Raw genomic sequence first — 23,908 nt, 5'->3', positions numbered from 1 at the left:
TTTCCGGGACAGTCCAAAAAATGGCAACCCGAAGGCTGCCGTCATTACTTAATGATCCCCGGGCGGTGTAAGCGCACCGGCGCCGTGGCCGAGATCAGCCACGGACGCGCCTCACTGTTAACGTGCGGCGAGAGCGCCTCACGCACCAGCTGGTGGTACTCATCCAGCCATTTAATCTCTTTTTCGCTCAGCAGATGCAGATCCACCTGACTCAGGTCGATAGGGATCAGCGTCAGCGACGCAAAGCGGCAGAAGCCCGGTACGCTCTCCACCACCTCCACCTGATTTTCAATGCGGATCCCATACTCATCCGCCAGATAGTAGCCCGGCTCGATGGTGATGATATTTCCCGCCACCAGCGGCCAGGGGTTAACCTTCTTCGCAATACGCTGCGGATTTTCATGGATCAGCAGCTGATGACCCACGCCGTGCCCGGTGCCGTGATCAAAATCGAGCCCCAGCTCCCACAGCTCACGCCGCGCGAACGCATCGATCTGATGCCCGCAGGTCCCGGAGGGGAATTGCAGGGAAATAAGCGATAAAAAGCCTTTCAGCACGGCGGTATAGTGCAGACGACACTGGGCGCTCAGTGGGCCGAAAGCGAGCGTGCGCGTGGCGTCGGTCGTGCCGTTGTGATACTGCCCGCCGGAATCGTTCAGATAAAAGTGGTCGCGGGTAATGGCCGCATTCGTCTGTTCGCTGGAGTGGTAATGGCACATCGCCGCATTGCTACCAGAGGCGGAGATAGTGGCAAAACTCTGCTCGATAAAGCCCGGTCGCTGCTCACGGAAGAGAAGCTGCTGCGCCTGGGCTTCCAGCTCGGTAATGGGTTGACCAGAGGCTTCGCGACGGGGCACTTCGTGCGCCAGCCAGGCAAGAAAGTTGACCCATGCCACCCCGTCCTGATGGTGGCTGTCGCGGTAGCCCGCCAGCTCAATCGGGTTTTTGTGCGCTTTCATCGCGGTGATCGGGTCAGCGTGCCAGACGATCTCCCCCTGCGGCTCTACGGCAAAGCGCAGGGCGACAGGGGCGGAATCGGCATCCACCATCACACGCTTACCGGCGCACAGCTGCTGGCTTTGCGACAGAAAATCAGATTCAGACACCAGCGTCAGGCTCTCCAGCAGCAGGGCTGGAAGCGCGCGGGTTTTCTCAGGCGTGACAAACCACGTCACCGCGCCGTCGCGGCTCAGCAGGGCAAACGAGTTCGGTACCGGGCTCGTCGGGATATCGCTGCCGCGTACGTTCAACAGCCAGGCGATGTTATCTGGCTGGGTGATGGCCAGATAATCTGCGTGCTGTTCTGCCAGAATGGCGGCCACGCGCTGGCGCTTGTCGGCACTGCTTTCACCGCTGATCTCCACCGGCATTTCGCGGATGGCCCCGACAGGCGGGGCCGGACGATCCTGCCAGAGGGTATCAAACGGCGATGCATTCAGGGCGACAAGCTCACAGTGACTGGCAATGAGTGCTTCATACTGGGTATGGGTCATCAGCATCGCTTCAAAGGCGATACGCGCCCCGGGATTCATGTTCTGCTGCAACCAGTCTGCCAGCGGATCGTTGTGCAGATGCAGGATCTCAATCTCAGCCAGATTAACCTGTTCACGAGCCTGAACCTGATAACGCCCATCGACAAACAGCAGGGCGCGATCGCGCAGGATCAGGGCATGCCCCGCTGAGCCGTCAAAGCCGGTCAGCCAGGCGAGTACGTCATCGTGCGGGTGGCAATATTCGCTCTGAAAGGCATCGGTTCGCGGGACGATAATGCCATCCAGCGCCTGGGTTTCCAGCCACTGGCGCAGGGCAGAGAGCGGTGATGTGGTTTGCATAACTTTCCTTTTTTATGATCAGCGGAACGGCGGCTCGTTAAAGGTACGCAGTTTACGCGAGTGCAATTTATCCCCTTCGGCGCGCAGCAGGTCGATAGCGCGAATGCCAATCTGCAGATGCTCGGAGATCGCCCCCTCGTAAAAACGGTTTGCCTGGCCAGGAAGTTTAATTTCCCCGTGCAGCGGCTTATCGGAAACGCACAGCAGGGTGCCGTAGGGCACGCGGAAGCGGTAACCCTGAGCGGCGATGGTGGCGCTCTCCATATCAATCGCCACCGCGCGGCTCAGGTTAAAGCGCAGCGCCGAGGCTGAGTAGCGCAGCTCCCAGTTCCGGTCGTCAGTGGTAACAACCGTGCCGGTGCGCAACCGCTGCTTAACTTCTTCTCCCGGCATACCGCTCACCTCTTTGGTGGCGTCGTACAGCGCCCGCTGCACTTCGGCGATGCTTGGGATCGGAATATCCGGCGGCAACACCGCATCCAGCACATGGTCGTCACGCAGATAGGCGTGGGCCAGCACATAATCGCCAATCAGCTGGCTTTCACGCAGGCCGCCACAGTGACCAATCATCAGCCAGACGTCCGGGCGCAGCACCGCGAGGTGGTCGCAGATGGTTTTGGCGTTCGACGGGCCCACCCCAATGTTAATCAGAGTGATGCCCTGACCCTCGGCGGTGACCAGGTGCCAGGCGGGCATCTGATGTTTTTTCCACGCCAGATCGGAGATAGCCTGCTCCGGGGCTTCGGTTTCGGCGGTGATCCAGATCCCGCCCGCGCAGGAGAGGGCAATGTACGGGCTGTCGGGATCGAGGATCTGGCTGCAGCCCCAGCGGACAAACTCATCCACGTAGCGGGTGTAGTTGGTGAACAGGACAAACGGCTGGAAGTGTTCAGCGGGGGTACCGGTGTAGTGCCGCAGACGCGCCAGCGAAAAATCGACCCGGCGGGCATCAAAGTGCGACAGTGGGGAAAACTCTGCCGGGTGGTAGATCCCGTCAGCGGTCTCATCGCCGATCTGCGAAAGCTCGGTGGTCGGGAAGTGGCGCGTTAAGCCCGCGCTCATGGAGCGGTCCAGGGTCAGCTCTGAGCCATCGATAACGTACGGGTAGGGGATCTCATGGCGCGAGGGCTCCACTGTGATGTGGGCGCCGTAATCCTGATACAGCAGCGTCAGCTGCTCCTCCAGGTAAGGGCGGAACAGCGTTGGACGGGTGACAGTGGTGGAGTAGCAGCCAGCGTGGGTGAATCGCGCATAGGCGCGGGTCTTCGGCGTATTGGTGGCGCTGCCATCCCAGGTCACAGAAAGTGACGGATAAACAAAGAGGCCATTCATTCTGGCCTCTGCATCGGGGAGCGTTCCGTCTTTGATATAGTCGCTGATGGCGCTGCGCAGGGCGTTAACCGCCTGGTCGTACAGCGCATCCAGCATGTCCAGTGCCTGAGCCGGGGTCAGGCTGGAGTCCTTATTATTCATCTCTGTCTCCTTGTTCCACAGGTGTACGGCGTTACCCGATAGTATGTCACCTGTATGTGAAACAAAAGTAGATCAGGTAGCGGCCGGTTTCATCACCAGGCAGGTGGCGGCGGAGAGCAGGCACCCGGCCAGCAGGTAGATCGCCACGCTGTGCCAGTCACCGCCGGAGAAAGTTACCAGCGCGGCGGCAATAAACGGCGTAAAACCGCCCCCTACCACGCTCGCCACCTGATAGCCAACCCCAGCGCCACTGTAGCGGTAACTCGCGCCAAACATCTCAGTAAACATCGGCTGCTGGACACACACCACCATGTCATGGGCGATATTCGCCAGCAAAATGGCGAACACCACAATCCAGATAACGGACTGGGCTTCGAGGGCCATAAAGAACGGGAAGGTGCTCAATGCGCCCGTTAACGCCCCGGTGATATAGACCCGACGGCGGCCAAACCGGTCCGCCAGCCAGGCGAAGCAGGGAATAGTGAGACAACTGATGCCGCCCACCAGCAGGCCGATATTTAAAAACAGCTCCCGGGGCAGGCCGAGGTTTTGGGTGGAGTAGCTGAGCGCAAAAGCCGTGACGATATACATGGTCAGCAGCTCGCACAGGCGCAGGGCGATAATTTTCAAAAACGCTCCCGGATGACGGATCAGCGCGTCCATCACCGGCAGGCGACGCTTCTCTGCAGGTTGTTGCCGCTGCTGCTCGAACTCGGCAGACTCATCCATCCTGTTACGCACCCACAATGCCCCCAGCACCAGCACAATGCTGAACAGGAACGGGATGCGCCAGCCCCAGCTCAGGAACTGTTCGTCGGTGGTGAGCGTGCTGATCAGCGATACCAGCCCGGTAGAGAGCAACAGACCTACGCCATAACCCACCTGTACGCCGCTACTATAGAAGGCTTTTTTCCGCGCCGGGGCGCTTTCGACAGACAGCAGCGCCGCGCCGCCCCATTCGCCGCCGACGGCAAAGCCCTGCACAGCGCGCAGGGTCACCAGCAGAACCGGCGCCCACCAGCCAATAACGGCAAAAGAGGGGAGGAGACCAATCAGCGCCGTGGCGATGCCCATCATCCAGACCGTCAGCATCAGCATTCGCTTGCGGCCCAGCTTGTCGCCGAAATGACCGAAGATCACCCCGCCCAACGGACGGAATAAAAAACCGACGCCAAAGGTGGCAAAGGCGGCGAGCGTGCCCATCGCCGGACTAATCTGCGGGAAAAATTCACGGTTAAAAACCAGCGCGGCGGTAATGCCGTAGAGCAAAAAATCGTACCAGTCGACTACCGCACCGGCAAAACTGCCGAGGGCCGCGCGGCGCGCGCGATGCAGCGATGGTATAGCCCCGTCGGGGGACGAGGAGGCGAGGGTGGTATCCATAGTGATCCTGTCTGACGTTATTTTTTTATAGGTATTAGAAAGAATATCGCTCACGTTGCGGTCGCCCTAAAAACGGCGACGGATATGAGACTACCGCGACAGCGGACGAGTGAAAACGATTTTATCCCCGCGTGAGGTAAACGGTTGATATTCATCGAAATGATGGTTTGTTAACTGGCTATAAACGCAGCAACAAGGCTATGCTTGTCAGATACGCGGAGCGACAGAGGAAGGGAATAATGCGTCGTATGATGAAGTTAGGCTTTATTGCTGCTTTATTGGTCAGTCAGAGTGCGCTGGCGGTGAGTTATCCGTTGCCGCCTGAAGGGAGTCGTCTGGTGGGGGCCTCGCAGGTGATCACCGTTCCACATGACAACAAACTGCCGCTGGAGGCGTTTGCGGCCCAGTACGGGCAGGGGCTCAGTAATATGCTGGAGGCGAATCCGGGCGTTGATCCGTTTTTGCCTCAACCCGGTACACAGCTGGTAGTGCCGCAACAGCTCATCCTCCCCGCAACCGTGCGTGAGGGGATTGTGGTTAACGTGGCGGAGATGCGCCTCTATTATTACCCGCCAGGGGGCAGCACCGTTGAGATCTTCCCTATCGGTATCGGCGAAGCCGGGCGCGAGACGCCGCGTAACTGGGTAACCGCCGTCGAGCGCAAGCAGGACGGGCCCACCTGGACGCCAACCCCAAACACCCGTCGGGCCTACGCCAAAGAAGGCAAGACTCTGCCCGCGTTTGTGCCCGCCGGGCCGGACAACCCGATGGGGCTGTATGCGCTCTATATCGGCAGGCTGTACGCAATTCATGGCACCAATTCAAACTTTGGTATCGGGCTGCGCGTGAGCCAGGGCTGCATTCGTCTGCGCAACGACGATATCAAATACCTCTTCGACAATGTCCCGGTCGGAACGCGCGTGCAGCTTATCGATCAGCCGGTTAAAGTCACCACCGAGCCGGACGGCAGTCGTTGGGTCGAAGTGCATGAGCCGCTGTCGCGTAATCGCGCGGAATTTGAGTCTACCAACAGAGTCCCGCTGCCCATGACGGCAGGACTGCGCGCGCAGCTCAACGGTGCGGATGTGGATGCCGTGAAGGTTGACGGGGCGCTGGAGCGTCGGTCGGGGATGCCGGTGAACGTGAGCGGAGCGGTGCATACGCCGCTGGTGACTATTTCTCAGTAACGACTCAGAAAAGCAAAAAGCCTGCTTTTAAAGCAGGCTTTTTAAATTTGGCTCCTCTGACTGGACTCGAACCAGTGACATACGGATTAACAGTCCGCCGTTCTACCGACTGAACTACAGAGGAATCGTGTGAACGGGGCGAATATTAGCGATGCCACCTGGCGTTGTCAAAGACAGATTGCAGATTTTGCATCGTTTGCCGATTTATTCCCCACTTTGCGCATTCACTATCCGTTCTGCGGGGATCGCCGCCACATTTTCACGCACAGGCCGCGGATATTTCCACAGCCAGCGTCCGCTGACCATTCGCCAGTAGAACAGTGCGCCACGTACTGTCCAGTCGAGGAACATCCCCAGCCAGACACCTACCACACCCATTCCCAGCATAATCCCCAGGGTATACCCCGCTACCACGCGGCAGCCCCACATCCCGAGCATAGAAACCCACATGGCGAAGCGGGCATCCCGCGCCCCTTTCAGCCCGGCAGGCAGCACCCACGACGCCGCCCAGATCGGCATAAAGGCGGCGTTCAGCCAGATGAGGATCACCACCACATCTTTTACATCCTGTTCATGGGTATAGAACGACGCCATCAGGCTGGCGAACGGCGCCGTGCCCCAGGCAATGGCCGTGAGCCCGATTGTCGAGAGCCAGAAAACATGGCGCAGCTGGCGCTCCGCCTGACCTATCTGCCCCTTCCCGAGCCGTTTACCGGTGATAATGGTGGAGGCGGAACCCAGCGCGTTACCCGGCAGGTTGATCAGTGCCGCAATGGAAAAAGCGATAAAGTTACCGGCGATCACGTCGGTACCCATTCCGGCCACAAACATCTGGGTCAACAGCTTGCCGCCGTTGAACAACACCGATTCAATGCTGGCGGGTACGCCGATCCCCATCACTTCCCAGATAATGGCGAAGTTAAGCGGCTTGAAATAACTTTTGAGGCTGATGCGCAGCGACGGGTTAAAACCAACCGCCAGCACCACAATAATGGCGATGGCGCCAATGTAGCGGGAGATGGTCAGACCAAGACCGGCTCCGATAAAACCGAGCCCGTCCCAGGAAAAAAGCCCGTAAATCAGCACGCTGCTGATTAAAATGTTGAGAATGTTCATTCCGCCGTTTATCAGCAGCGGAATTTTGGTATTCCCTGCCCCACGCAGCGCCCCGCTGCCAATCAGCGCAATCGCCGCGGCCGGGTAGCTGAGCACCGTCATTTCGAGATACGACAGCGCCAGGGCTTTTACCTCACCGGTCGCTTCTCCAGCCACCACATCGATAATCTCTTCGCCGAAATAGTGGATCACCGCCGCCAGCACAATGGAGAACAGGGTCATGATCACCAGCGACTGCCTGGCGGCAGCCCGGGCCCGGCGCGGATCGCGCTTACCCAGGCTAAAGGCCACCACCACCGTGGTACCCAGGTCTATCGCCGCGAAGAAAGAAATAATGACCATATTGAAGCTGTCGGCCAGCCCCACGCCCGCCATCGCCTCTTTACCGAGCCAGCTGACCAGGAAGGTGCTGAGCACGCCCATCAGCAGTACACAGGTATTTTCCAGAAAGATAGGCACGGCAAGGGGGGTGATTTCGCGCCAGAAGAGAACTTTGTAGCTCTTACGTTTGCTATACCAGCGCGTGCGCATCACGGCCTGGCGTAAAGCGGAGGTGACGTTCAAAATGGACCTTAGAGAGAAAGTTGAAACTACATTTCAAATAATGAGGGAGAAATGCAGATCCTGCAAAGTATTTCCCACAAAAATATGTAGGTAATTACGACAAACTGGTGACAGAATCGGCAGTTGATCGAATCGGACTAAGATCAGGTTTGACAAAAGTTTTTTCGCCGCTAAGATAACGCTCCACAACGATTCCTCTGTAGTTCAGTCGGTAGAACGGCGGACTGTTAATCCGTATGTCACTGGTTCGAGTCCAGTCAGAGGAGCCAAATTTAAAAAGCCTGCTTTCGAGCAGGCTTTTTGCTTTTCTGATGCCGGTAAAAACCGGAGCCAAAAAAAAGCCCCCCGACTGGTCGGAGGGCTTAGCTGTTAGGCGGTGATTACTCGCCTTTGGCTTCCGCGTGCTTCATCTCGCCCATCACTTTCAGTTTTTTGGAGATTTCGCGACGCTCTTTAGAGATCTCAGCGTTTTTGATGATGTAGTCGTCTACGCGGTCTTCGTAGTCGCTTTTCATGCTGGCAATGATGCCCTGGATAGCTTCAACGCTCATGCCTGGTTTGATGTAATCGCTCAGGTTGTCCAGCAGCAGAACGCGCTTCTGGTTGTCACGGATCTTCTTCTCAACGTCCTGGATTTCACGTTGCAGTTTGTTCTTGCGGCGGAACAGGCGGACGAACTCCAGAACATCCTGGAACGAAGGCTTAGTTGTTTCCATTTTTACACCCCTGATAATGTGAGATTCGGATTCGTTTAAACAACCGCGATAGCATTAACCTTACTGACAGCGATTGCTGATGACAATAATTTTTCCTTTGTCCCTATCATAACCTCAATTTCTGCTGAATCGAAGCAGCAGACAACACAACCCTGCATAGCCGCTTTTTATTTGCGCAATGCCCGGCAGATAAGATGCGATAATAATTCCAGCTGGCGAGCAAGTTCCATGCTCAACCATACATAGCCGTGTATGGGCGTTTCCGCCACGTTTTCATTGTGATGATCGTTGATCAACTGACGCAGCTCGGCAACGATTTCGTTCAGCCGCTCGGTGTTCGCCAGGATGGGCTGCGGATTGCCTTCATAAAGCGCATGGGCAATGGTGAGCAGCGTTTGCTGCGTCATCTGCTGCGTCTCTTTTAAGGTCCGGGCATTCAGCATCACAAAATGGCTGGCCCGGGAGGACCAGTGGGCGTTGATCTGTAGCTCGAGCATGCAGACCAGGTTGCGGCTCACGGTCTGGATCGCTTCAAAGATCGCTTTCTGAATATGGGTCTCATTGCTGGCCGGGGTGATCAGACCGCGCATTTTTACCACGTCATTGAGGATGGTTTGCAGGTGTTTTTCCAGCCGTGGTCGTTCCACCAGGTTGGGAGAAAAGCCCGCCTGATAGACCCGGTTAAAGGCGGTAACGTAGTTCGCCATCTGGATACGCCAGTGCAAAAAGGCCCGCTGCGGCCAGATACCGGTAAAGAGCATCGCCAGCAGCGATCCCAGAATTACATCACCGCTTCGCCACAGGGCAGTCTGCATGTCCCCGGTCGGCGCGCCAATTACCACCGCGAGGGTGATGCCGATCAGCAGCGCCTGATAGGGGCGTTTGCCCAGTGCCAGCCAGCCGCAGAGAAACATGGCCGCCGCACACCACACCAGCATCAGCGGCAGAGAGATTAGCTCCAGCTTCAGGGCAATTAACCCCAGCGCCGATCCCAGAATGGTGCCGCCAATGCGCTCGTACGCGCGCGGAACAACGTTCCCCCAGAAGGAGATCGGCCCCATGATGACCACCAGGGTGATCAGCGGCCATGTCCCTTCCGGCACGGCCAGCAGACGCACCAGTAAAAAAGTGAGGATAAACGCCAGCGCGATACGGCATCCATGTACGATGCGGTAATGACGATACAGTCGAATTTCAAAAGGCGTTAGAGATTTGTCGGGGCGCACACGCTCTCCAGCTTTACGGCAAACCCTGATTGTACTGCGTTTTCTGCCGGAGTAGTGCTCCCCGGCAGAAAAACCCTGTTAAAAGTGGGCATTAGTGGGCCGTTACGCAATACGGCTCTGTACCGGAATAAACATCTCGATATCCCAGTAACCGTCGGCGTTACCGTCATTCAGATAACGTTCAAAGCAGGCTTTTGGCGCGATCTGGTAATCGACATCCTCAAGCAGACTGTCGAAAAACAGGTTCCAGGGCGTGGCGAAATCATGGTTTTCTACGCGGGCCGTTGCCACCGCATAGTCGCCTGCGGCCACTTCGGTGAGGATCACCCCTTCACTGTTGGGAGGAATAACAAAATCGTCCGGCACGGTGATGACCGTGTCGCAGCGTAATTTTTCGGCAGGCACTTCGTCAGGGTTATCATAATAGACCGCCACCCACTCCAGCGGCTGGATCTGACGCCCCTGCACCCACATCATCAGTTGTTCAAAACCCTGCTTAACGGTTTGCTCCCACGGGCCAACCATATGAAAACCAGCAATTTTGCGTTTGTTCTGGTGCGTGATGCTGTAGTCCATGCTGCCTCCGGTTATTTACTGTATATACATACACTGTAATGCAGAAAAAAGCGGTTTAACAATAATGACCTGTCTATTATGCGAGCAGGCTCGCACAGTCGCCAGCCTGCTCCTCCATGCGCTACGCCTTATGGTGCAGATAGTCGCTTAGCCGCGAGAACATCCCGCCTTTACCGACGCTCTCCAGCGTCACCAGCGGCCAATGGGCTACCACTCTATCGCGATCGTACAGTTCGATCTCCCCGACCCGCTGATGGGCGGCAATCGGTGCTTCGAGCTCTTTCTTATCCAGGACATACTTCGCCTTGATGTTCGGCAGCTCAGCCTTAGGCAGCGCCAGCCAGAAGTCCTGATCGGTGCCTAACGAAATACGCTCCTTATCACCGTACCAGATGCGCTCGTTGCCCACCTGTTTACCGTTACGCAGGATCTGCACGGTATCGAAATTCTGTTGGCCCCACTGGAGCAGTTTGCGCGCCTGATCCTCGCGGCCTTTTGGGCTTTCAGCCCCCATGACGACGGCAATCAGACGGCGCTCGCCGTCGACAGCAGAGGCGATCAGGTTAAAACCGGCGCCGGAGGTGTGTCCGGTTTTCAGACCATCCACATTGAGCGACTTGTCCCACAGCAGACCGTTACGGTTCTTTTGAGTGATACCGTTCCAGGTCAGGCTCTTTTCACTGTACATATGATAAAACGCAGGCTCACCGTGGATGATGGCGCGGGAGAGCACCGCCAGATCGTAAGCGGAGCTGTGCTGGCCCGGTGCATCAAGACCGTGTACCGTTTCAAAATGGGTGTCGCGCAAATTCAGCTTTTTGACGTAATTATTCATCATATTGACGAACTGCGGCTGCCCACCCGCCACGTAATCAGCCAGCGCCACGCAGGCGTCGTTCCCGGAATCGACAATCAGGCCGCGGCTGAGGTCGCGCACGGAGACCCGTTCACCCGCTTTCAGGAACATCAGCGAGGAGCCGTCAAAAACCGGATTGCCCTTGGCCCAGGCATCCTGACCGACCGTGACCATATCGTCCGGGGTGATGCGATGGCTGTCGATCGCGCGATCGACCACATAGCCGGTCATCAGCTTGGTCAGGCTGGCCGGATTACGCTGCTGATGTTCGTTGCCCGCCGTTAAAATTTGCCCCGTCGTATAGTCCATCAGCACCCAGGAACCCGCCTGGATAGCTGGCGGCTGCGGCGCATAATTAATCGGGTCGGCAGCCAGCGCGGATGAAATGCTCAAAGTGAGTAAAGAAACAGCAATAAACAGACGGCGTTTCAACGGTATATCCTCAGGTCATTTAAAATCGTTGCCCTTTTTACGGAAGTTTCCCGCTGGATACCTGGAATAATTGCAAAAAAATGTGACAGCACGCGGGTTTTTACCGGATGCCAGGTCGCAAATTTGCAGGTGGACAGCGCTTTTTCTTCGGCGTGCCTGGCCGGATGGTTTACCATAGCAGTGTCACTCATAAACAGGATGGTATTACTGGTGTCTGACTCCGCCGCGCGCCCTACATTTTTATTCCACGATTACGAAACCTTCGGCACCAGCCCGTCGCTGGATCGCCCCGCTCAGTTTGCTGCCATCCGCACCGATGCAGATTTCAACGTTATCGGCGAGCCGGAGGTGTTTTATTGCAAACCGGCCGATGACTATTTACCCCAGCCCGGCGCAGTGATGGTCACCGGCATTACCCCGCAGGAAGCCCGGGAGAAAGGGGTAAATGAGGCAGAGTTTGCCCGTCGCATTCACGACCTGTTCACCGTGCCCAACACCTGCGTGGTGGGCTACAACAACGTGCGCTTCGATGACGAAGTGACCCGCCATATTTTTTACCGTAACTTCTACGATCCTTACGCCTGGAGCTGGCAAAACCGTAATTCGCGCTGGGATCTGCTCGACGTGATGCGCGCCTGCTACGCCCTGCGTCCGGAGGGGATTAACTGGCCGGAAAACGACGACGGGCTGCCCAGCTTCCGCCTGGAACATCTGACCCGCGCGAACGGCATTGAACACAGTAACGCCCATGATGCCATGGCGGATGTGTACGCTACCATTGCGATGGCGAAGCTGGTTAAGACCCGACAGCCGAAGCTGTTTGAGTACCTGCTCAGCCATCGCAGTAAGCAAAAGCTCACCACTCTGATTGATGTGCCGCAGATGAAACCACTGATGCACATCTCCGGGATGTTTGGCGCCTGGCGAGGGAACACCAGTTGGGTCGCCCCGCTGGCCTGGCATCCGGAAAACCGCAACGCGGTGATTATGGTGGACCTGGCAGGCGATATTACCCCGCTGCTGACGCTTGACAGCGATCAGCTTCGCGAGCGGCTGTACACGCCGAAAGAGGCGCTGGGCGACGATGCCGCCGTACCGCTGAAGCTGGTGCATATCAATAAGTGTCCGGTGCTGGCGCCTGCCAACACCCTGCGCCCGATCGATGCCGAGCGGCTGGGAATCGATCGTCAACACTGCCTGGCTAACCTGAAGCTGCTGCGGGAAAACCCGCAGGTGCGCGAAAAAGCGGTGGCGATTTTCGCCGAAGCGGAGCCGTTTATTCCTTCTGAGAACGTCGATGCCCAGCTCTATAACGGCTTTTTCAGCGATGCGGACCGCAATGCCATGAATATCGTTTTGCAGACCGATCCCCGCAACCTGCCCGCACTGGATATTACCTTTGTGGATGAGCGCATCCGGAAGCTGATGTTTAACTATCGCGCGCGTAACTTCCCCGGCACGCTGGATGAGGCCGAGCAGGAGCGCTGGTTGCAGCATCGCCGCAACGTCTTTACGCCGGAATATTTACAGGCTTATGCCCAGGAGCTGGAGATGCTCTACGGTGAGTACGAAGGCAATGCGGAGAAGCAGGCACTGTTGAAAGCGCTGTACCAGTATGCGCAGGAGATTGTGTAAGTTCAGGGCATAAAAAAACCGGAGGCGATGTACTCCGGTTTTTTTTGCTTTGCCCGGCAGCGTTACGCTTGCCGGGCCTGGAAGTTGTTACGCGACGTCTTCGTACTGCGGTACAGGGTTGCGGAAGCTTTTAGTCACGCATGCCAGGTAAACCAGGCCGATACCACCCCAGATCAGACCCAGAATCATGGAGCTCTCTTCCAGGTTGATCCACAGCGCACCCACGGTCAGCGCGCCACATACCGGCAGCAGCAGGTAGTTGAAGTGGTCTTTCAGCGTTTTGTTGCGCTTCTCACGGATCCAAAACTGCGAGATCACGGAGAGGTTAACAAAGGTAAAGGCCACCAACGCACCGAAGTTAATCAGGGCAGTCGCGGTAACCAGGTCGAAGTTAATCGCCAGCAGCGCAATCGCACCGACCAGCAGCACGTTCCATGCCGGGGTACGCCATTTCGGATGAACATAACCGAAGAAGCGCGTCGGGAATACGCCGTCGCGGCCCATGACATACATCAGACGAGAAACGCCTGCGTGCGCCGCCATGCCGGATGCCAGTACGGTAACGCTGGAGAAGATCAGCACGCCCCACTGGAAGGTTTTACCCGCAACATACAGCATGATTTCTGGCTGTGACGCATCCGGATCTTTGAAGCGAGAGATATCCGGGAAGTACAGCTGCAGGAAGTAAGACGCACCGATAAAGATGATGCCGCCCAGCAGCGCTGTCAGGAAGATAGCACGCGGGATGACACGCTCTGCGTCTTTTGTCTCTTCAGACAGAGAAGAGATACCGTCGAAGCCCAGGAACGAGAAGCAGAGGATCGTCGCACCGGTGATCATTGGCACAACGTGCGCGCCTTCAGACCAGAACGGACGTGAGCTTACCAGCGTACCCGCACCTTCACCGTGAGAAACACCGTAGATGATCAGACCGACGATTACCGCAACAATACCCATCTGCAGGATAACGATCAGGGTGTTGAAGTTAGCCACGGTCTTGATGCTGCGCAGGTTAGAGATGGTCATGAAGGCCACCAGCGCCACAACGAAGATCCACGACGGCACGGAAGGCACCAGCGCTTCGAAGTAAATTTTTGCCAGCAGAATGTTGATCATCGGCATGAACAGGTAGTCCAGCAGAGATGACCAGCCCACCATAAAGCCAACAGCAGGGCTAATGGATTTCTGAGCATAGGTGTACGCAGAGCCTGCAGACGGGAAGCGGCGAACCAGCTTACCGTAGCTCAGCGCGGTAAAGAGGATTGCGACCAGCGCAAAGGCATACGCCGTTGCAACGTGACCGTCAGTGAGGCCTGATACGATACCGAATGTATCAAACAGCGTCATCGGCTGCATATAGGCAAGGCCCATCATAACAACCGGAATCAACGTAAGCGTTTTACGTAATTCCACGCGAGAGGTTTTTGGAGTTGCATTATGCGACATAGTTATTCTCCTTTACGGTGAATACCGCCACGTAAGCGAATGATTGCCCCATTTCTTTCTTCCTCAGCGACAACAACTGTCGGATTTTAGTAAGTATCTATCCGGTACGAAGCCCGGCCTCTTGGATTTAAATGATTTTCTTACATGCAAAAAAAAATAACCGACGCCTTTTATATCGTCGATTATTTATATGTTTGCAGCGGCGCATTTTGCCCTGGTTTGGGACGAAAAGGCAAGAGTGCAAAGGCTATCTGACACAAAAAATTCACACTAATCGCTTGATTTCTCGGCTTCGCTTTGGGCGTAAACGGCAGCAATAGCACTATTTGCTAAAATTTCCTGGCGCCACCAGGCGCTGGCGAGGCCGGCAGTCTGTTCATTCCAGCCTATCCACACGGAATCATAACTGGATTGCGCCATCACCTGCTTCTCAATTAACGCCCCGCTTTCGATAAAACGCTGAGCTAAATAACGCGGAAGGTACCCGCAGCCTAAGCCGCTAATTTGCAGTTCCAGTTTGGTTTTAAAATCGAAAACGGTAATGGCTTCCTGATCGTCGAGCAGTTGCGATGACGCGGTGCAGCCAGGCAGAGCGCTATCGCCCACAACAATGGCACGGTAGCTTTTAATGACCCGACGGTTAATCGGCTCGGGCTCCTGGGCTAAAGGATGGTGCGGGGCAATAACGAAGACCTGTTCGAGCTGTCCCAGGCAGGCAAAACCAAATTCGCTGAGCTGGGGCGGCTCATGTAATGCGCCGACGACAATATCCGCCCGCCCCTGCACCAGCGCCTCCCATGAGCCCGCAAGGACGCCGTTGATAAACTTAAGCCGGGTGACGCTGTGTCGCTGATAGAAGGCTTCAATCAGCGGCGACAGCAGTGAAAAGGGAAACGTATCGTCTACGCTGATTATCAGCTCATTTTCCCAACCCTGATGCAGTTTGACGGCCTGCTTTTCCAGCTCGCGTACTGAATGCAGTACTTCCCGCCCCTTTTCCAGCAGCATTTTTCCGGTGCGGGTAAAGCGCGCCCGGTGGCCGGTACGGTCAAGGATTTGAATATTAAGGTCGCTTTCCAGCTTGTGAACGGTATAGCTGAGGGCGGAGGGCGTTTTAAAGAGCTTCGCCGACGCCGCAGCAAAGCTCCCCTCTTTTTCCAGTGCATCAAGGATTATAAGGACATCCAGCAGCGGTTTCATGCTCACCCCCTTGTGGTGCGCTTACGCTCCGCCAGCGGCGTTACTCCATTGGCATAACCAGCGGATCGGGAAAGAGATACTCAAATCCCAGTTCATGACAGATGCGGTTCCCATCAATCAATTTGCCCTTCCCCTCTCCGGGGGCATCGTGAAAGTGCGGTGGCGCCAGGCCAAGCTGACGGGCCATCGCCGGATAGAATGTACTGCGTGTTGGATGAGAGGGCGCACATATATTATAGATGTGCCCGCCCTTCGGGGCCTGTAATAACAGGGTAATTGCACCGATCACGTCTTCAAGATGCACCAGATTGACGCCATGTTGCCCGTCCGGCGCTGATTTACCGGCAAAAAAACGCCCCGGATGACGGCCAGGCCCGACTAACCCTGCAAGGCGTAATATATCCACCTGAGTGCCGGGTAAATTATGCAGCCAGTCCTCCAGCTCTTTTAAAACACGCCCGCTGGAGGTTACCGGCTGGCGCGGCATATTTTCTTTGACGGCGCCTTCGACATCGCCATATACCGAGGTTGAGCTGGTGAAAACAATACGCGAAATATGGTGTGCCAGCGCGCTGTCGACAATTTCCTGCACCGCTTGCAGATAATAGGTTTCACCCGGACCGGTGCGACGTGCCGGCAGCGTTAATACCAGCGCATCCACATTCATCAGAGCGTCCAGGTCATCGGCGTCGCATACCAGTTCCGGCTCAAGGCGCAACTCAACGCTCTCAATACCGCACATCCGCGCCGCCTCGACGCCATCTGCGGTGGTTTTGCTGCCAGTGACGTGCCAGCCCCGCGCCTGTAACGACATAGCCAGCGGCATTCCAAGCCATCCCAGACCGACAATTGCGACCTTTTTCATGCGTTTTCTCCTGACTATTACGCCTCTGCTGTAAGGCTACGCCAGCCACGCTGAACTGACAATTGATAGCGCTAATATGAAATCATTTAATGATTAAAAAAAGCCCTTGCTTTGTATAGCGCAAGTGGTTTAGGTTAAACGACATCACATGAATAAGCATTCATCGAGAATTTTATGACACGCGTTCAATTTAAACACCACCATCATCACCATCATCCTGACTAGTCTTTCAGGCGATGTGTGCTGGAAGACAGTTAGATCTTCCAGTGGTGCATGAACGCAAGAAAAAGCCCCCGGAAGATCATCTTCCGGGGGCTTTTTTTTGGACCGTATTCAGGCAAGTTACAACAGGATCATGAGGAACCGACAATGTTAGATAATTCACGTTTACGCATAGCTATGCAGAAATCAGGTCGTCTTAGCGACGATTCACGCGAACTGCTGGCGCGCTGCGGCATTAAAATTAACCTGCATACCCAGCGTTTGATTGCGCTGGCAGAGAATATGCCGATTGATATTCTGCGCGTGCGTGACGACGACATTCCGGGCCTGGTGATGGACGGCGTGGTGGATCTGGGCATCATTGGCGAAAACGTGCTGGAAGAAGAGCTGCTGACCCGCCGCGCCCAGGGCGAAGATCCGCGCTACTTCACGCTGCGCCGTCTGGATTTTGGCGGCTGCCGCCTGTCGCTGGCCACCGCGGCTGACGAACCGTGGGACGGCCCGGCTTCACTGAATGGCAAGCGAATTGCCACCTCCTACCCTCACCTGCTGAAGCGCTACCTCGATCAGAAGGGCGTGCAGTTTAAATCCTGTCTGCTGAACGGCTCTGTTGAAGTTGCGCCGCGTGCCGGTCTGGCTGATGCAATTTGCGATCTGGTTTCCACGGGCGCCACCCTGGAAGCGAACGGCCTGCGCGAAGTGGAAGTGATCTACCGCTCCAAAGCCTGTCTGATCCAGCGCGACGGCGAAATGCCTGAAGCCAAGCAGCAGCTGATTGACCGTCTGCTGACCCGTATTCAGGGGGTGATCCAGGCCCGCGAATCTAAGTACATCATGATGCATGCACCTACTGAACGCCTGGATGAAGTGATTGCCCTGCTGCCAGGCGCTGAACGCCCAACCATTCTGCCGCTGGCAGGGGATCAGCAGCGCGTGGCGATGCACATGGTCAGCAGCGAAACCCTGTTCTGGGAAACCATGGAAAAACTGAAAGCGCTGGGCGCCAGTTCAATCCTGGTGTTGCCGATTGAGAAGATGATGGAGTAACAACCATGAGCTTTAACACCGTGATCGACTGGAACACCTGTAGCGCAGAACAGCAGCGCGACCTGCTGATGCGCCCGGCCATCTCCGCGTCAGAGAGCATTACCCGCACCGTGGCGGAGATTCTGGACAATGTGAAAACCCGTGGCGACGATGCCCTGCGGGAGTACAGCGCGAAATTCGATAAAACCGAGGTGAGCGCGCTGAAGGTCAGCGAGCAGGAGATTACCGAGGCCGCAGCGCGTCTGAGCGATGAGTTAAAGCAGGCGATGGCTGTCGCAGTGCAGAACATTGATACCTTCCACGCGGCGCAAAAGCTGCAAACTGTCGATGTGGAAACCTTGCCCGGCGTGCGCTGCCAGCAGGTGACCCGTCCGGTCGACTCGGTGGGCTTGTATATTCCGGGTGGCTCTGCCCCGCTCTTTTCTACCGTGTTGATGCTGGCGACCCCTGCCCGTATCGCCGGTTGTCGTAAAGTGGTGCTCTGCTCTCCGCCACCGATTGCCGATGAAATTCTTTATGCCGCGCAGCTGTGCGGCGTGCAGGAGATTTTCAACGTCGGCGGGGCGCAAGCTATCGCGGCGCTGGCGCTGGGGACGGAGTCCGTTCCGCGCGTGGATAAAATCTTCGGGCCGGGCAACGCCTTTGTCACCGAAGCCAAGCGTCAGGTCAGCCAGCGGCTGGACGGCGCAGCCATCGACATGCCGGCCGGTCCGTCGGAGGTATTGGTGATTGCCGACAGCGGCGCGACCCCGGATTTTGTCGCTTCCGATCTGCTCTCCCAGGCAGAGCACGGCCCGGATTCGCAGGTGATCCTGCTGACGCCGGATGCAGATATGGCAAAACGCGTGGGTGAAGCCGTTGAACGTCAGCTTGCGGATCTGCCCCGGGCAGAGACTGCCCGCCAGGCGCTCTCCGCCAGCCGTCTGATTGTCGCCCGGGATCTGGACCAGTGCATCGCCATTTCTAATCTCTATGGCCCGGAGCACCTGATCATTCAGACCCGCAACGCCCGTGAGCTGGTCGACAGCATCACCAGCGCCGGTTCGGTATTTCTTGGCGACTGGTCCCCGGAATCCGCAGGGGATTACGCTTCCGGAACGAACCACGTGCTGCCGACATACGGTTATACCGCTACCTGCTCCAGCCTGGGGCTGGCGGATTTCCAGAAGCGCATGACTGTACAGGAACTCTCCCGCGAGGGCTTTGCCTCCCTCGCCGCGACCATCGAAACGCTGGCCGCCGCTGAACGCCTGACCGCCCACAAAAATGCCGTGACGCTGCGCGTTGCCGCCCTGAAGGAGCAAGCATGAGTATTGAAGAGTTAGCCCGCGACAACGTTCGCGCCCTGACCCCGTATCAGTCTGCCCGCCGCCTAGGGGGCAATGGCGATGTCTGGTTGAATGCCAATGAATTTCCGACGCCTGTCGCCTTTGAGCTGACCCAGCAGACGCTAAACCGCTACCCGGAGTGTCAGCCGAAAGCGGTGATTGAAAACTATGCGGCCTACGCTGGTGTAAAACCGGAGCAGGTGCTGGTGAGCCGCGGTGCGGATGAAGGCATCGAACTGCTGATCCGCGCCTTCTGCGAGCCGGGTAAAGACGCAGTGCTCTACTGCCCGCCGACCTACGGCATGTACAGCGTCAGCGCAGAAACCTTCAACGTTGAGCTGCGTAAAGTGCCAACACTGGAAAACTGGCAGCTTGATTTGCAGGGCATTGCCGATAATCTCGACGGCGTGAAGGTGGTGTTTGTCTGCAGCCCGAATAACCCCACCGGCCAGCTGATTAACCCGCAGGATATCCGTGCGCTGCTGGAGATGACCCGCGGCAAAGCCCTGGTGGTCGCCGATGAAGCCTATATCGAGTTTTGCCCACAGGCGACGCTCGCCGGCTGGCTGGCAGAGTATCCGCACCTGGTGATCCTGCGAACCCTCTCAAAAGCGTTTGCTCTGGCCGGGCTGCGCTGCGGCTTTACGCTGGCAAATAAAGAGGTGATCGATCTGCTGATGAAGGTGATTGCGCCTTATCCGCTCTCGACCCCGGTGGCCGATATCGCCGCCCAGGCGCTTACCCCGGCGGGTATTACCGCTATGCGTGGTCGCGTGGCGCAGATTATTGCCGAGCGCGAGTATCTTGTCAGCGCCCTGAAAAAGATCCCCTGCGTTGAACAGGTTTTCGATTCGGAAACCAACTATATTCTGGCGCGCTTCACCGCCTCAAGTGCAGTATTTAAATCTTTGTGGGATCAGGGCATTATCCTTAGAGACCAGAACAAACAACCCTCTTTGAGTGGCTGCTTACGCATTACCGTGGGTACCCGTGAAGAGAGCCAGCGCGTTATCGACGCCCTGAATGCGGAGAAAGTATGAGCCAGAAGTACCTCTTTATCGATCGTGACGGCACCATTATTTCAGAACCACCCTCGGATTTTCAGGTCGATCGTTTCGACAAGTTGGCGTTTGAAGCCGATGTCATTCCGGTGCTGCTTAAGCTGCAAAAAGCCGGTTTTAAGCTGGTAATGATCACCAACCAGGACGGTCTGGGCACCGACAGCTTCCCGCAGGCCGATTTTGACGGCCCGCACGATCTGATGATGCAGATCCTGACCTCACAGGGCGTCGCCTTTGATGAAGTGCTGATTTGCCCGCATTTACCCGCTGATAATTGCGACTGCCGTAAGCCGAAAGTGAAGCTGGTCGAGCAGTATCTGGCCGAAGCGGCGCTGGATAAAGCCAACAGCTACGTGATTGGCGATCGCGCTACCGACATCGAACTGGCTGCTAACATGGGCATTACGGGCCTGCGCTATCACCGTGACACCCTGAGCTGGGCGACGATTGGCGAGCAGCTGACCAAACGCGACCGCTTCTCTCACGTTGAGCGTAATACCAAAGAGACGCAGATCGACGTGAAGGTGTGGCTGGATCGCGAAGGCGGCAGCAAGATCCACACCGGTGTGGGCTTTTTCGATCATATGCTGGATCAGATCGCTACCCACGGCGGATTCCGTATGGAGATCGGCGTGAAAGGCGATCTCTATATTGACGATCACCACACTGTGGAAGATACCGGACTGGCGCTGGGCGAAGCGCTAAAGCTGGCGCTGGGTGACAAGCGCGGGATTAACCGTTTCGGCTTTGTGCTGCCAATGGATGAGTGCCTGGCGCGCTGCGCGCTGGATATCTCTGGCCGTCCGCACCTGGAATATAAAGCTGACTTTACCTACCAGCGTGTAGGCGACCTGAGCACCGAGATGGTTGAGCACTTCTTCCGCTCCCTCTCCTACGCCATGGGCCTGACGCTGCACCTGAAAACCAAAGGTAAGAACGATCACCACCGCGTGGAGAGCCTCTTTAAGGCCTTTGGCCGCACCCTGCGCCAGGCCATTCGCGTGGAAGGCGATACCCTGCCGTCGTCGAAAGGAGTGCTGTAATGAATGTGGTGATCCTCGATACCGGTTGCGCCAACCTTAACTCCGTAAAATCAGCAATTGCCCGCCACGGCTACGAGCCGCTGGTCAGCCGCGATCCGGATGTGGTACTGCGCGCCAGCAAACTCTTTTTACCGGGCGTCGGTACGGCACAGGCGGCGATGGATCAGATCCACCAGCGTGAACTGGTCGAGCTGATTAAAGCCTGTACCCAGCCGGTGCTGGGAATTTGTCTGGGCATGCAGCTGCTGGGACGCCGCAGTGAAGAGTCGAATGGGGTGGACCTGCTGGGCATTATTGATGAAGACGTGCCGAAAATGACCGATCACGGTTTACCTCTGCCGCACATGGGCTGGAATCGCGTCTATCCGAAAGCGGGGGATCGCCTGTTCCGTGGTATTGAGGACGGGGCGTACTTCTATTTCGTGCACAGCTACGCAATGCCGGTGAACACACACACAATCGCTCAGTGTCATTACGGTGAGCCCTTCACCGCCGCGGTGCAGAAAGATAATTTCTACGGCGTGCAGTTCCACCCGGAGCGCTCCGGTGCCGCAGGCGCGCAGCTGCTGAAAAACTTCCTGGAGATGTAATGATTATTCCTGCTTTAGATTTAATTGACGGCACGGTTGTCCGTCTGCACCAGGGCGATTACGGTCAGCAACGCGACTATGGCAACGATCCGCTGCCACGCCTTCAGGACTATGCCGCGCAGGGCGCTGAGGTTCTGCACCTGGTTGACCTCACCGGGGCGAAAGATCCGGCCAAACGCCAGATCCCGCTGCTGAAAAAACTGGTCGCGGGCGTTAATGTCCCGGTGCAGGTTGGCGGCGGTGTGCGTACCGAAGAAGACGTGGCGGCGCTGCTTGATGCGGGCGTTGCGCGCGTGGTGGTAGGCTCAACCGCGGTGAAAGATCCCGAGACGGTAAAGGGCTGGTTCAGACGCTTTGGCGCCGACGCGCTGGTGCTGGCGCTGGATGTGCGTATTGATGAACAGGGTCAGAAACAGGTTGCGGTCAGCGGCTGGCAGGAGAACTCTGGCGTGACGCTGGAGGCGCTGGTCGATCTCTACCTGCCGGTAGGTCTGAAGCATGTCCTGTGTACCGATATCTCCCGCGACGGCACCCTGGCGGGCTCTAACGTGTCGCTGTATGAAGAGGTGTGCGCCCGTTATCCGCAGGTGGCGTTCCAGTCTTCGGGCGGCATTGGTGATTTAAGTGATATCGCGGCTCTGCGCGGTACGGGTGTTCGTGGGGTTATCGTTGGTCGCGCCCTGCTGGAAGAAAAATTTACTGTAACGGAGGCGATTCAATGCTGGCAAAACGGATAATTCCTTGTCTCGACGTGCGTGATGGTCAGGTCGTGAAGGGCGTACAGTTCCGCAACCACGAGATCATCGGTGATATCGTCCCCCTGGCAAAACGCTATGCGGAAGAAGGGGCTGACGAGCTGGTCTTTTATGATATTACCGCATCCAGCGATGGCCGCGTGGTGGATAAAAGCTGGGTGGCGCGCGTGGCAGAAGTGATCGACATTCCTTTCTGCGTGGCAGGTGGGATTAAATCGGCGGACGATGCGGCCAAAATTCTCTCCTTTGGCGCCGATAAGATCTCCATTAACTCCCCTGCCCTGGCCGATCCCGAACTGATTACCCGTCTGGCGGATCGTTTTGGCGTGCAGTGCATCGTGGTCGGCATCGACACCTGGTTTGATGAAGCCACCGGCAAATACCACGTTAACCAGTACACCGGTGATGAGAGCCGTACCCGCGTTACCCAGTGGGAGACTTTGGACTGGGTGCAGGAAGTGCAGAAGCGCGGCGCGGGGGAGATCGTACTGAACATGATGAACCAGGACGGCGTGCGCAACGGCTACGACCTGGCGCAACTGAAAAAAGTACGCGAGGTATGCCATGTCCCGCTGATTGCCTCGGGTGGCGCAGGCACGATGGAGCACTTCCTGGAAGCCTTCCGCGATGCCGACGTTGACGGCGCGCTGGCGGCCTCGGTGTTCCACAAGCAGATTATCAATATTGGTGAGTTAAAAACGTTCCTGGCGAATCAGGGCGTGGAGATTAGGGTATGTTAACAGAGCAACAACGTGCGCAGCTAGACTGGGAAAAAACCGACGGCCTGATGCCGGTGGTGGTGCAGCACGCGGTGTCCGGTGAAGTACTGATGCTGGGCTATATGAATCAGGACGCCCTGGCGAAGACCCTCGACAGCGGCAAAGTGACTTTCTTCTCACGCACCAAACAGCGCCTGTGGACCAAAGGCGAAACGTCCGGTCATTTCCTGAATGTGGTCAGTATCACCCCAGACTGCGATAACGATACCCTGCTGGTGCTGGTTAACCCTATCGGGCCTACGTGCCACCTGGGCACCAGCAGCTGCTTTGGCGACGCCAGCCACCAGTGGCTATTCCTCTATCAGCTGGAACAGCTATTGGCTGCACGCAAAACGGCCGACCCGCAAAGCTCCTATACCGCGAAGCTCTATGCCAGCGGCACCAAGCGCATCGCGCAGAAAGTGGGTGAAGAAGGCGTTGAAACGGCCCTGGCCGCCACCGTGAACGACCGGGCTGAGCTGACCAATGAAGCCTCTGATCTGATGTATCACCTGCTGGTGCTGCTCCAGGATCAGGATCTGGACTTAACGACAGTGATTGAAAATCTGCGCCAGCGACACAAATAAAAAAAACCGG

23 protein-coding genes, 2 tRNA genes and 1 other annotated feature are annotated in these 23,908 nt (G+C 56.8%); of the genes, 12 read left to right on the top strand and 13 right to left on the bottom strand.

The genetic code is table 11. The features are described from left to right. Positions 1-44: 44 nt before the first annotated feature. The 3 genes from DVA43_RS03000 to shiA all read right to left on the bottom strand — a co-directional run bounded on the left by DVA43_RS03000 (position 45) and on the right by shiA (position 4,688). Positions 45-1,832, bottom strand: coding sequence for an aminopeptidase P family protein (locus DVA43_RS03000; protein ID WP_114314544.1), 1,788 nt, complete (start codon positions 1,830-1,832; stop codon positions 45-47). Between the two features lie 18 nt (positions 1,833-1,850). Next, positions 1,851-3,305 carry an AMP nucleosidase gene (locus DVA43_RS02995; protein WP_114314543.1) on the bottom strand — a complete coding sequence of 485 codons (1,455 nt, stop codon included), beginning with the start codon at positions 3,303-3,305 and terminating at the stop codon, positions 1,851-1,853. A gap of 72 nt (positions 3,306-3,377) precedes the next feature. Further along, a complete protein-coding gene (shiA, locus tag DVA43_RS02990) occupies positions 3,378-4,688 on the bottom strand; it encodes a shikimate transporter (protein ID WP_114314542.1) in 1,311 nt (436 codons plus the stop codon). Positions 4,689-4,927: 239 nt separating this feature from the next. Here shiA and ldtA point away from each other — a divergent pair, with 239 nt between their 5' ends. Beyond that, positions 4,928-5,875, top strand: a complete 948-nt coding sequence (gene ldtA, locus DVA43_RS02985; RefSeq protein ID WP_114314541.1) for a L,D-transpeptidase — start codon at positions 4,928-4,930, stop codon at positions 5,873-5,875. Between the two features lie 48 nt (positions 5,876-5,923). On the opposite strand, the gene DVA43_RS02980 is transcribed toward ldtA, so the two are convergent. Next, a tRNA-Asn gene (locus DVA43_RS02980) sits at positions 5,924-5,999 on the bottom strand. Between the two features lie 80 nt (positions 6,000-6,079). Next, the gene (locus tag DVA43_RS02975; protein ID WP_231736657.1) at positions 6,080-7,522 is read right to left on the bottom strand and encodes an EmmdR/YeeO family multidrug/toxin efflux MATE transporter; all 1,443 of its coding nucleotides are present in this window, start codon (positions 7,520-7,522) and stop codon (positions 6,080-6,082) included. A gap of 226 nt (positions 7,523-7,748) precedes the next feature. On the opposite strand from DVA43_RS02975, the gene DVA43_RS02970 reads away from it, so the two are divergent. Continuing rightward, positions 7,749-7,824, top strand: a tRNA-Asn gene (locus tag DVA43_RS02970). A gap of 111 nt (positions 7,825-7,935) precedes the next feature. On the opposite strand, the gene DVA43_RS02965 is transcribed toward DVA43_RS02970, so the two are convergent. The 4 genes from DVA43_RS02965 to dacD all read right to left on the bottom strand — a co-directional run bounded on the left by DVA43_RS02965 (position 7,936) and on the right by dacD (position 11,367). Continuing rightward, a complete protein-coding gene (locus tag DVA43_RS02965; RefSeq protein WP_103180181.1) occupies positions 7,936-8,271 on the bottom strand; it encodes a DUF496 family protein in 336 nt (111 codons plus the stop codon). 167 nt (positions 8,272-8,438) lie between these two features. Further along, positions 8,439-9,497 carry an FUSC family protein gene (locus tag DVA43_RS02960; RefSeq protein ID WP_114314539.1) on the bottom strand — a complete coding sequence of 353 codons (1,059 nt, stop codon included), beginning with the start codon at positions 9,495-9,497 and terminating at the stop codon, positions 8,439-8,441. 102 nt (positions 9,498-9,599) lie between these two features. Further along, positions 9,600-10,073, bottom strand: coding sequence for a DNA gyrase inhibitor SbmC (gene sbmC, locus DVA43_RS02955; RefSeq protein ID WP_103822474.1), 474 nt, complete (start codon positions 10,071-10,073; stop codon positions 9,600-9,602). A 121-nt stretch (positions 10,074-10,194) separates the two neighbouring features. Continuing rightward, positions 10,195-11,367, bottom strand: coding sequence for a serine-type D-Ala-D-Ala carboxypeptidase DacD (gene dacD, locus DVA43_RS02950; RefSeq protein ID WP_103822475.1), 1,173 nt, complete (start codon positions 11,365-11,367; stop codon positions 10,195-10,197). 192 nt (positions 11,368-11,559) lie between these two features. On the opposite strand from dacD, the gene sbcB reads away from it, so the two are divergent. Further along, on the top strand, positions 11,560-12,996 hold the full coding sequence (gene sbcB, locus DVA43_RS02940) for an exodeoxyribonuclease I (RefSeq protein ID WP_371413845.1): 1,437 nt from the start codon (positions 11,560-11,562) through the stop codon (positions 12,994-12,996). Positions 12,997-13,083: 87 nt separating this feature from the next. Here the strand turns inward: sbcB and DVA43_RS02935 are convergent, their stop codons facing one another. From DVA43_RS02935 to DVA43_RS02920, 4 genes are all read right to left on the bottom strand, one after another. Next, entirely contained in the window at positions 13,084-14,442 is a 1,359-nt protein-coding gene (locus DVA43_RS02935) for an APC family permease (RefSeq protein WP_168194464.1), read from the bottom strand. Further along, positions 14,432-14,494, bottom strand: a complete 63-nt coding sequence (yoeI, locus tag DVA43_RS25295; RefSeq protein WP_138370007.1) for a membrane protein YoeI — start codon at positions 14,492-14,494, stop codon at positions 14,432-14,434. Before yoeI ends, DVA43_RS02935 begins: the two co-directional genes overlap by 11 nt. A gap of 218 nt (positions 14,495-14,712) precedes the next feature. After that, positions 14,713-15,642 (bottom strand): LysR family transcriptional regulator, encoded by a 930-nt coding sequence (locus DVA43_RS02925; RefSeq protein WP_114314537.1) that lies wholly within the window; start codon positions 15,640-15,642, stop codon positions 14,713-14,715. A 40-nt stretch (positions 15,643-15,682) separates the two neighbouring features. Continuing rightward, positions 15,683-16,507 (bottom strand): SDR family oxidoreductase, encoded by an 825-nt coding sequence (locus tag DVA43_RS02920; protein WP_114314536.1) that lies wholly within the window; start codon positions 16,505-16,507, stop codon positions 15,683-15,685. Between the two features lie 174 nt (positions 16,508-16,681). Between DVA43_RS02920 and hisL the strand changes: the two genes are divergently transcribed. The 9 genes from hisL to hisIE all read left to right on the top strand — a co-directional run bounded on the left by hisL (position 16,682) and on the right by hisIE (position 23,898). Beyond that, on the top strand, positions 16,682-16,732 hold the full coding sequence (gene hisL / locus DVA43_RS02915; RefSeq protein ID WP_001364200.1) for a his operon leader peptide: 51 nt from the start codon (positions 16,682-16,684) through the stop codon (positions 16,730-16,732). Next, positions 16,708-16,831: a sequence feature (His leader region), on the top strand. Its footprint overlaps the gene before it by 25 nt. A 45-nt stretch (positions 16,832-16,876) precedes the next feature. After that, positions 16,877-17,776 (top strand): ATP phosphoribosyltransferase, encoded by a 900-nt coding sequence (gene hisG, locus DVA43_RS02910; RefSeq protein ID WP_103180189.1) that lies wholly within the window; start codon positions 16,877-16,879, stop codon positions 17,774-17,776. Positions 17,777-17,781: 5 nt separating this feature from the next. Beyond that, a complete protein-coding gene (gene hisD, locus DVA43_RS02905) occupies positions 17,782-19,086 on the top strand; it encodes a histidinol dehydrogenase (RefSeq protein ID WP_114314535.1) in 1,305 nt (434 codons plus the stop codon). After that, a complete protein-coding gene (hisC, locus tag DVA43_RS02900; protein ID WP_114314534.1) occupies positions 19,083-20,144 on the top strand; it encodes a histidinol-phosphate transaminase in 1,062 nt (353 codons plus the stop codon). The genes hisD and hisC overlap by 4 nt, the downstream gene beginning before the upstream one ends. Continuing rightward, entirely contained in the window at positions 20,141-21,208 is a 1,068-nt protein-coding gene (hisB, locus tag DVA43_RS02895; RefSeq protein ID WP_114314533.1) for a bifunctional histidinol-phosphatase/imidazoleglycerol-phosphate dehydratase HisB, read from the top strand. Before hisC ends, hisB begins: the two co-directional genes overlap by 4 nt. Next, positions 21,208-21,798 (top strand): imidazole glycerol phosphate synthase subunit HisH, encoded by a 591-nt coding sequence (gene hisH, locus DVA43_RS02890; protein WP_103180193.1) that lies wholly within the window; start codon positions 21,208-21,210, stop codon positions 21,796-21,798. Before hisB ends, hisH begins: the two co-directional genes overlap by 1 nt. Then, entirely contained in the window at positions 21,798-22,535 is a 738-nt protein-coding gene (hisA, locus tag DVA43_RS02885) for a 1-(5-phosphoribosyl)-5-[(5-phosphoribosylamino)methylideneamino]imidazole-4-carboxamide isomerase (RefSeq protein ID WP_114314532.1), read from the top strand. The genes hisH and hisA overlap by 1 nt, the downstream gene beginning before the upstream one ends. Continuing rightward, positions 22,517-23,293 carry an imidazole glycerol phosphate synthase subunit HisF gene (hisF, locus tag DVA43_RS02880; protein WP_114314531.1) on the top strand — a complete coding sequence of 259 codons (777 nt, stop codon included), beginning with the start codon at positions 22,517-22,519 and terminating at the stop codon, positions 23,291-23,293. The genes hisA and hisF overlap by 19 nt, the downstream gene beginning before the upstream one ends. Further along, positions 23,287-23,898 (top strand): bifunctional phosphoribosyl-AMP cyclohydrolase/phosphoribosyl-ATP diphosphatase HisIE, encoded by a 612-nt coding sequence (hisIE, locus tag DVA43_RS02875; protein ID WP_114314530.1) that lies wholly within the window; start codon positions 23,287-23,289, stop codon positions 23,896-23,898. The genes hisF and hisIE overlap by 7 nt, the downstream gene beginning before the upstream one ends. The last annotated feature ends 10 nt before the right edge of the window (positions 23,899-23,908 follow it).

The organism is Leclercia sp. W6, from assembly GCF_003336345.1.
Classification (GTDB): domain Bacteria; phylum Pseudomonadota; class Gammaproteobacteria; order Enterobacterales; family Enterobacteriaceae; genus Enterobacter.
The sequence above is the reverse complement of the archived record's forward strand: the minus strand, read 5'-3'. Positions and strand labels throughout refer to the sequence as shown.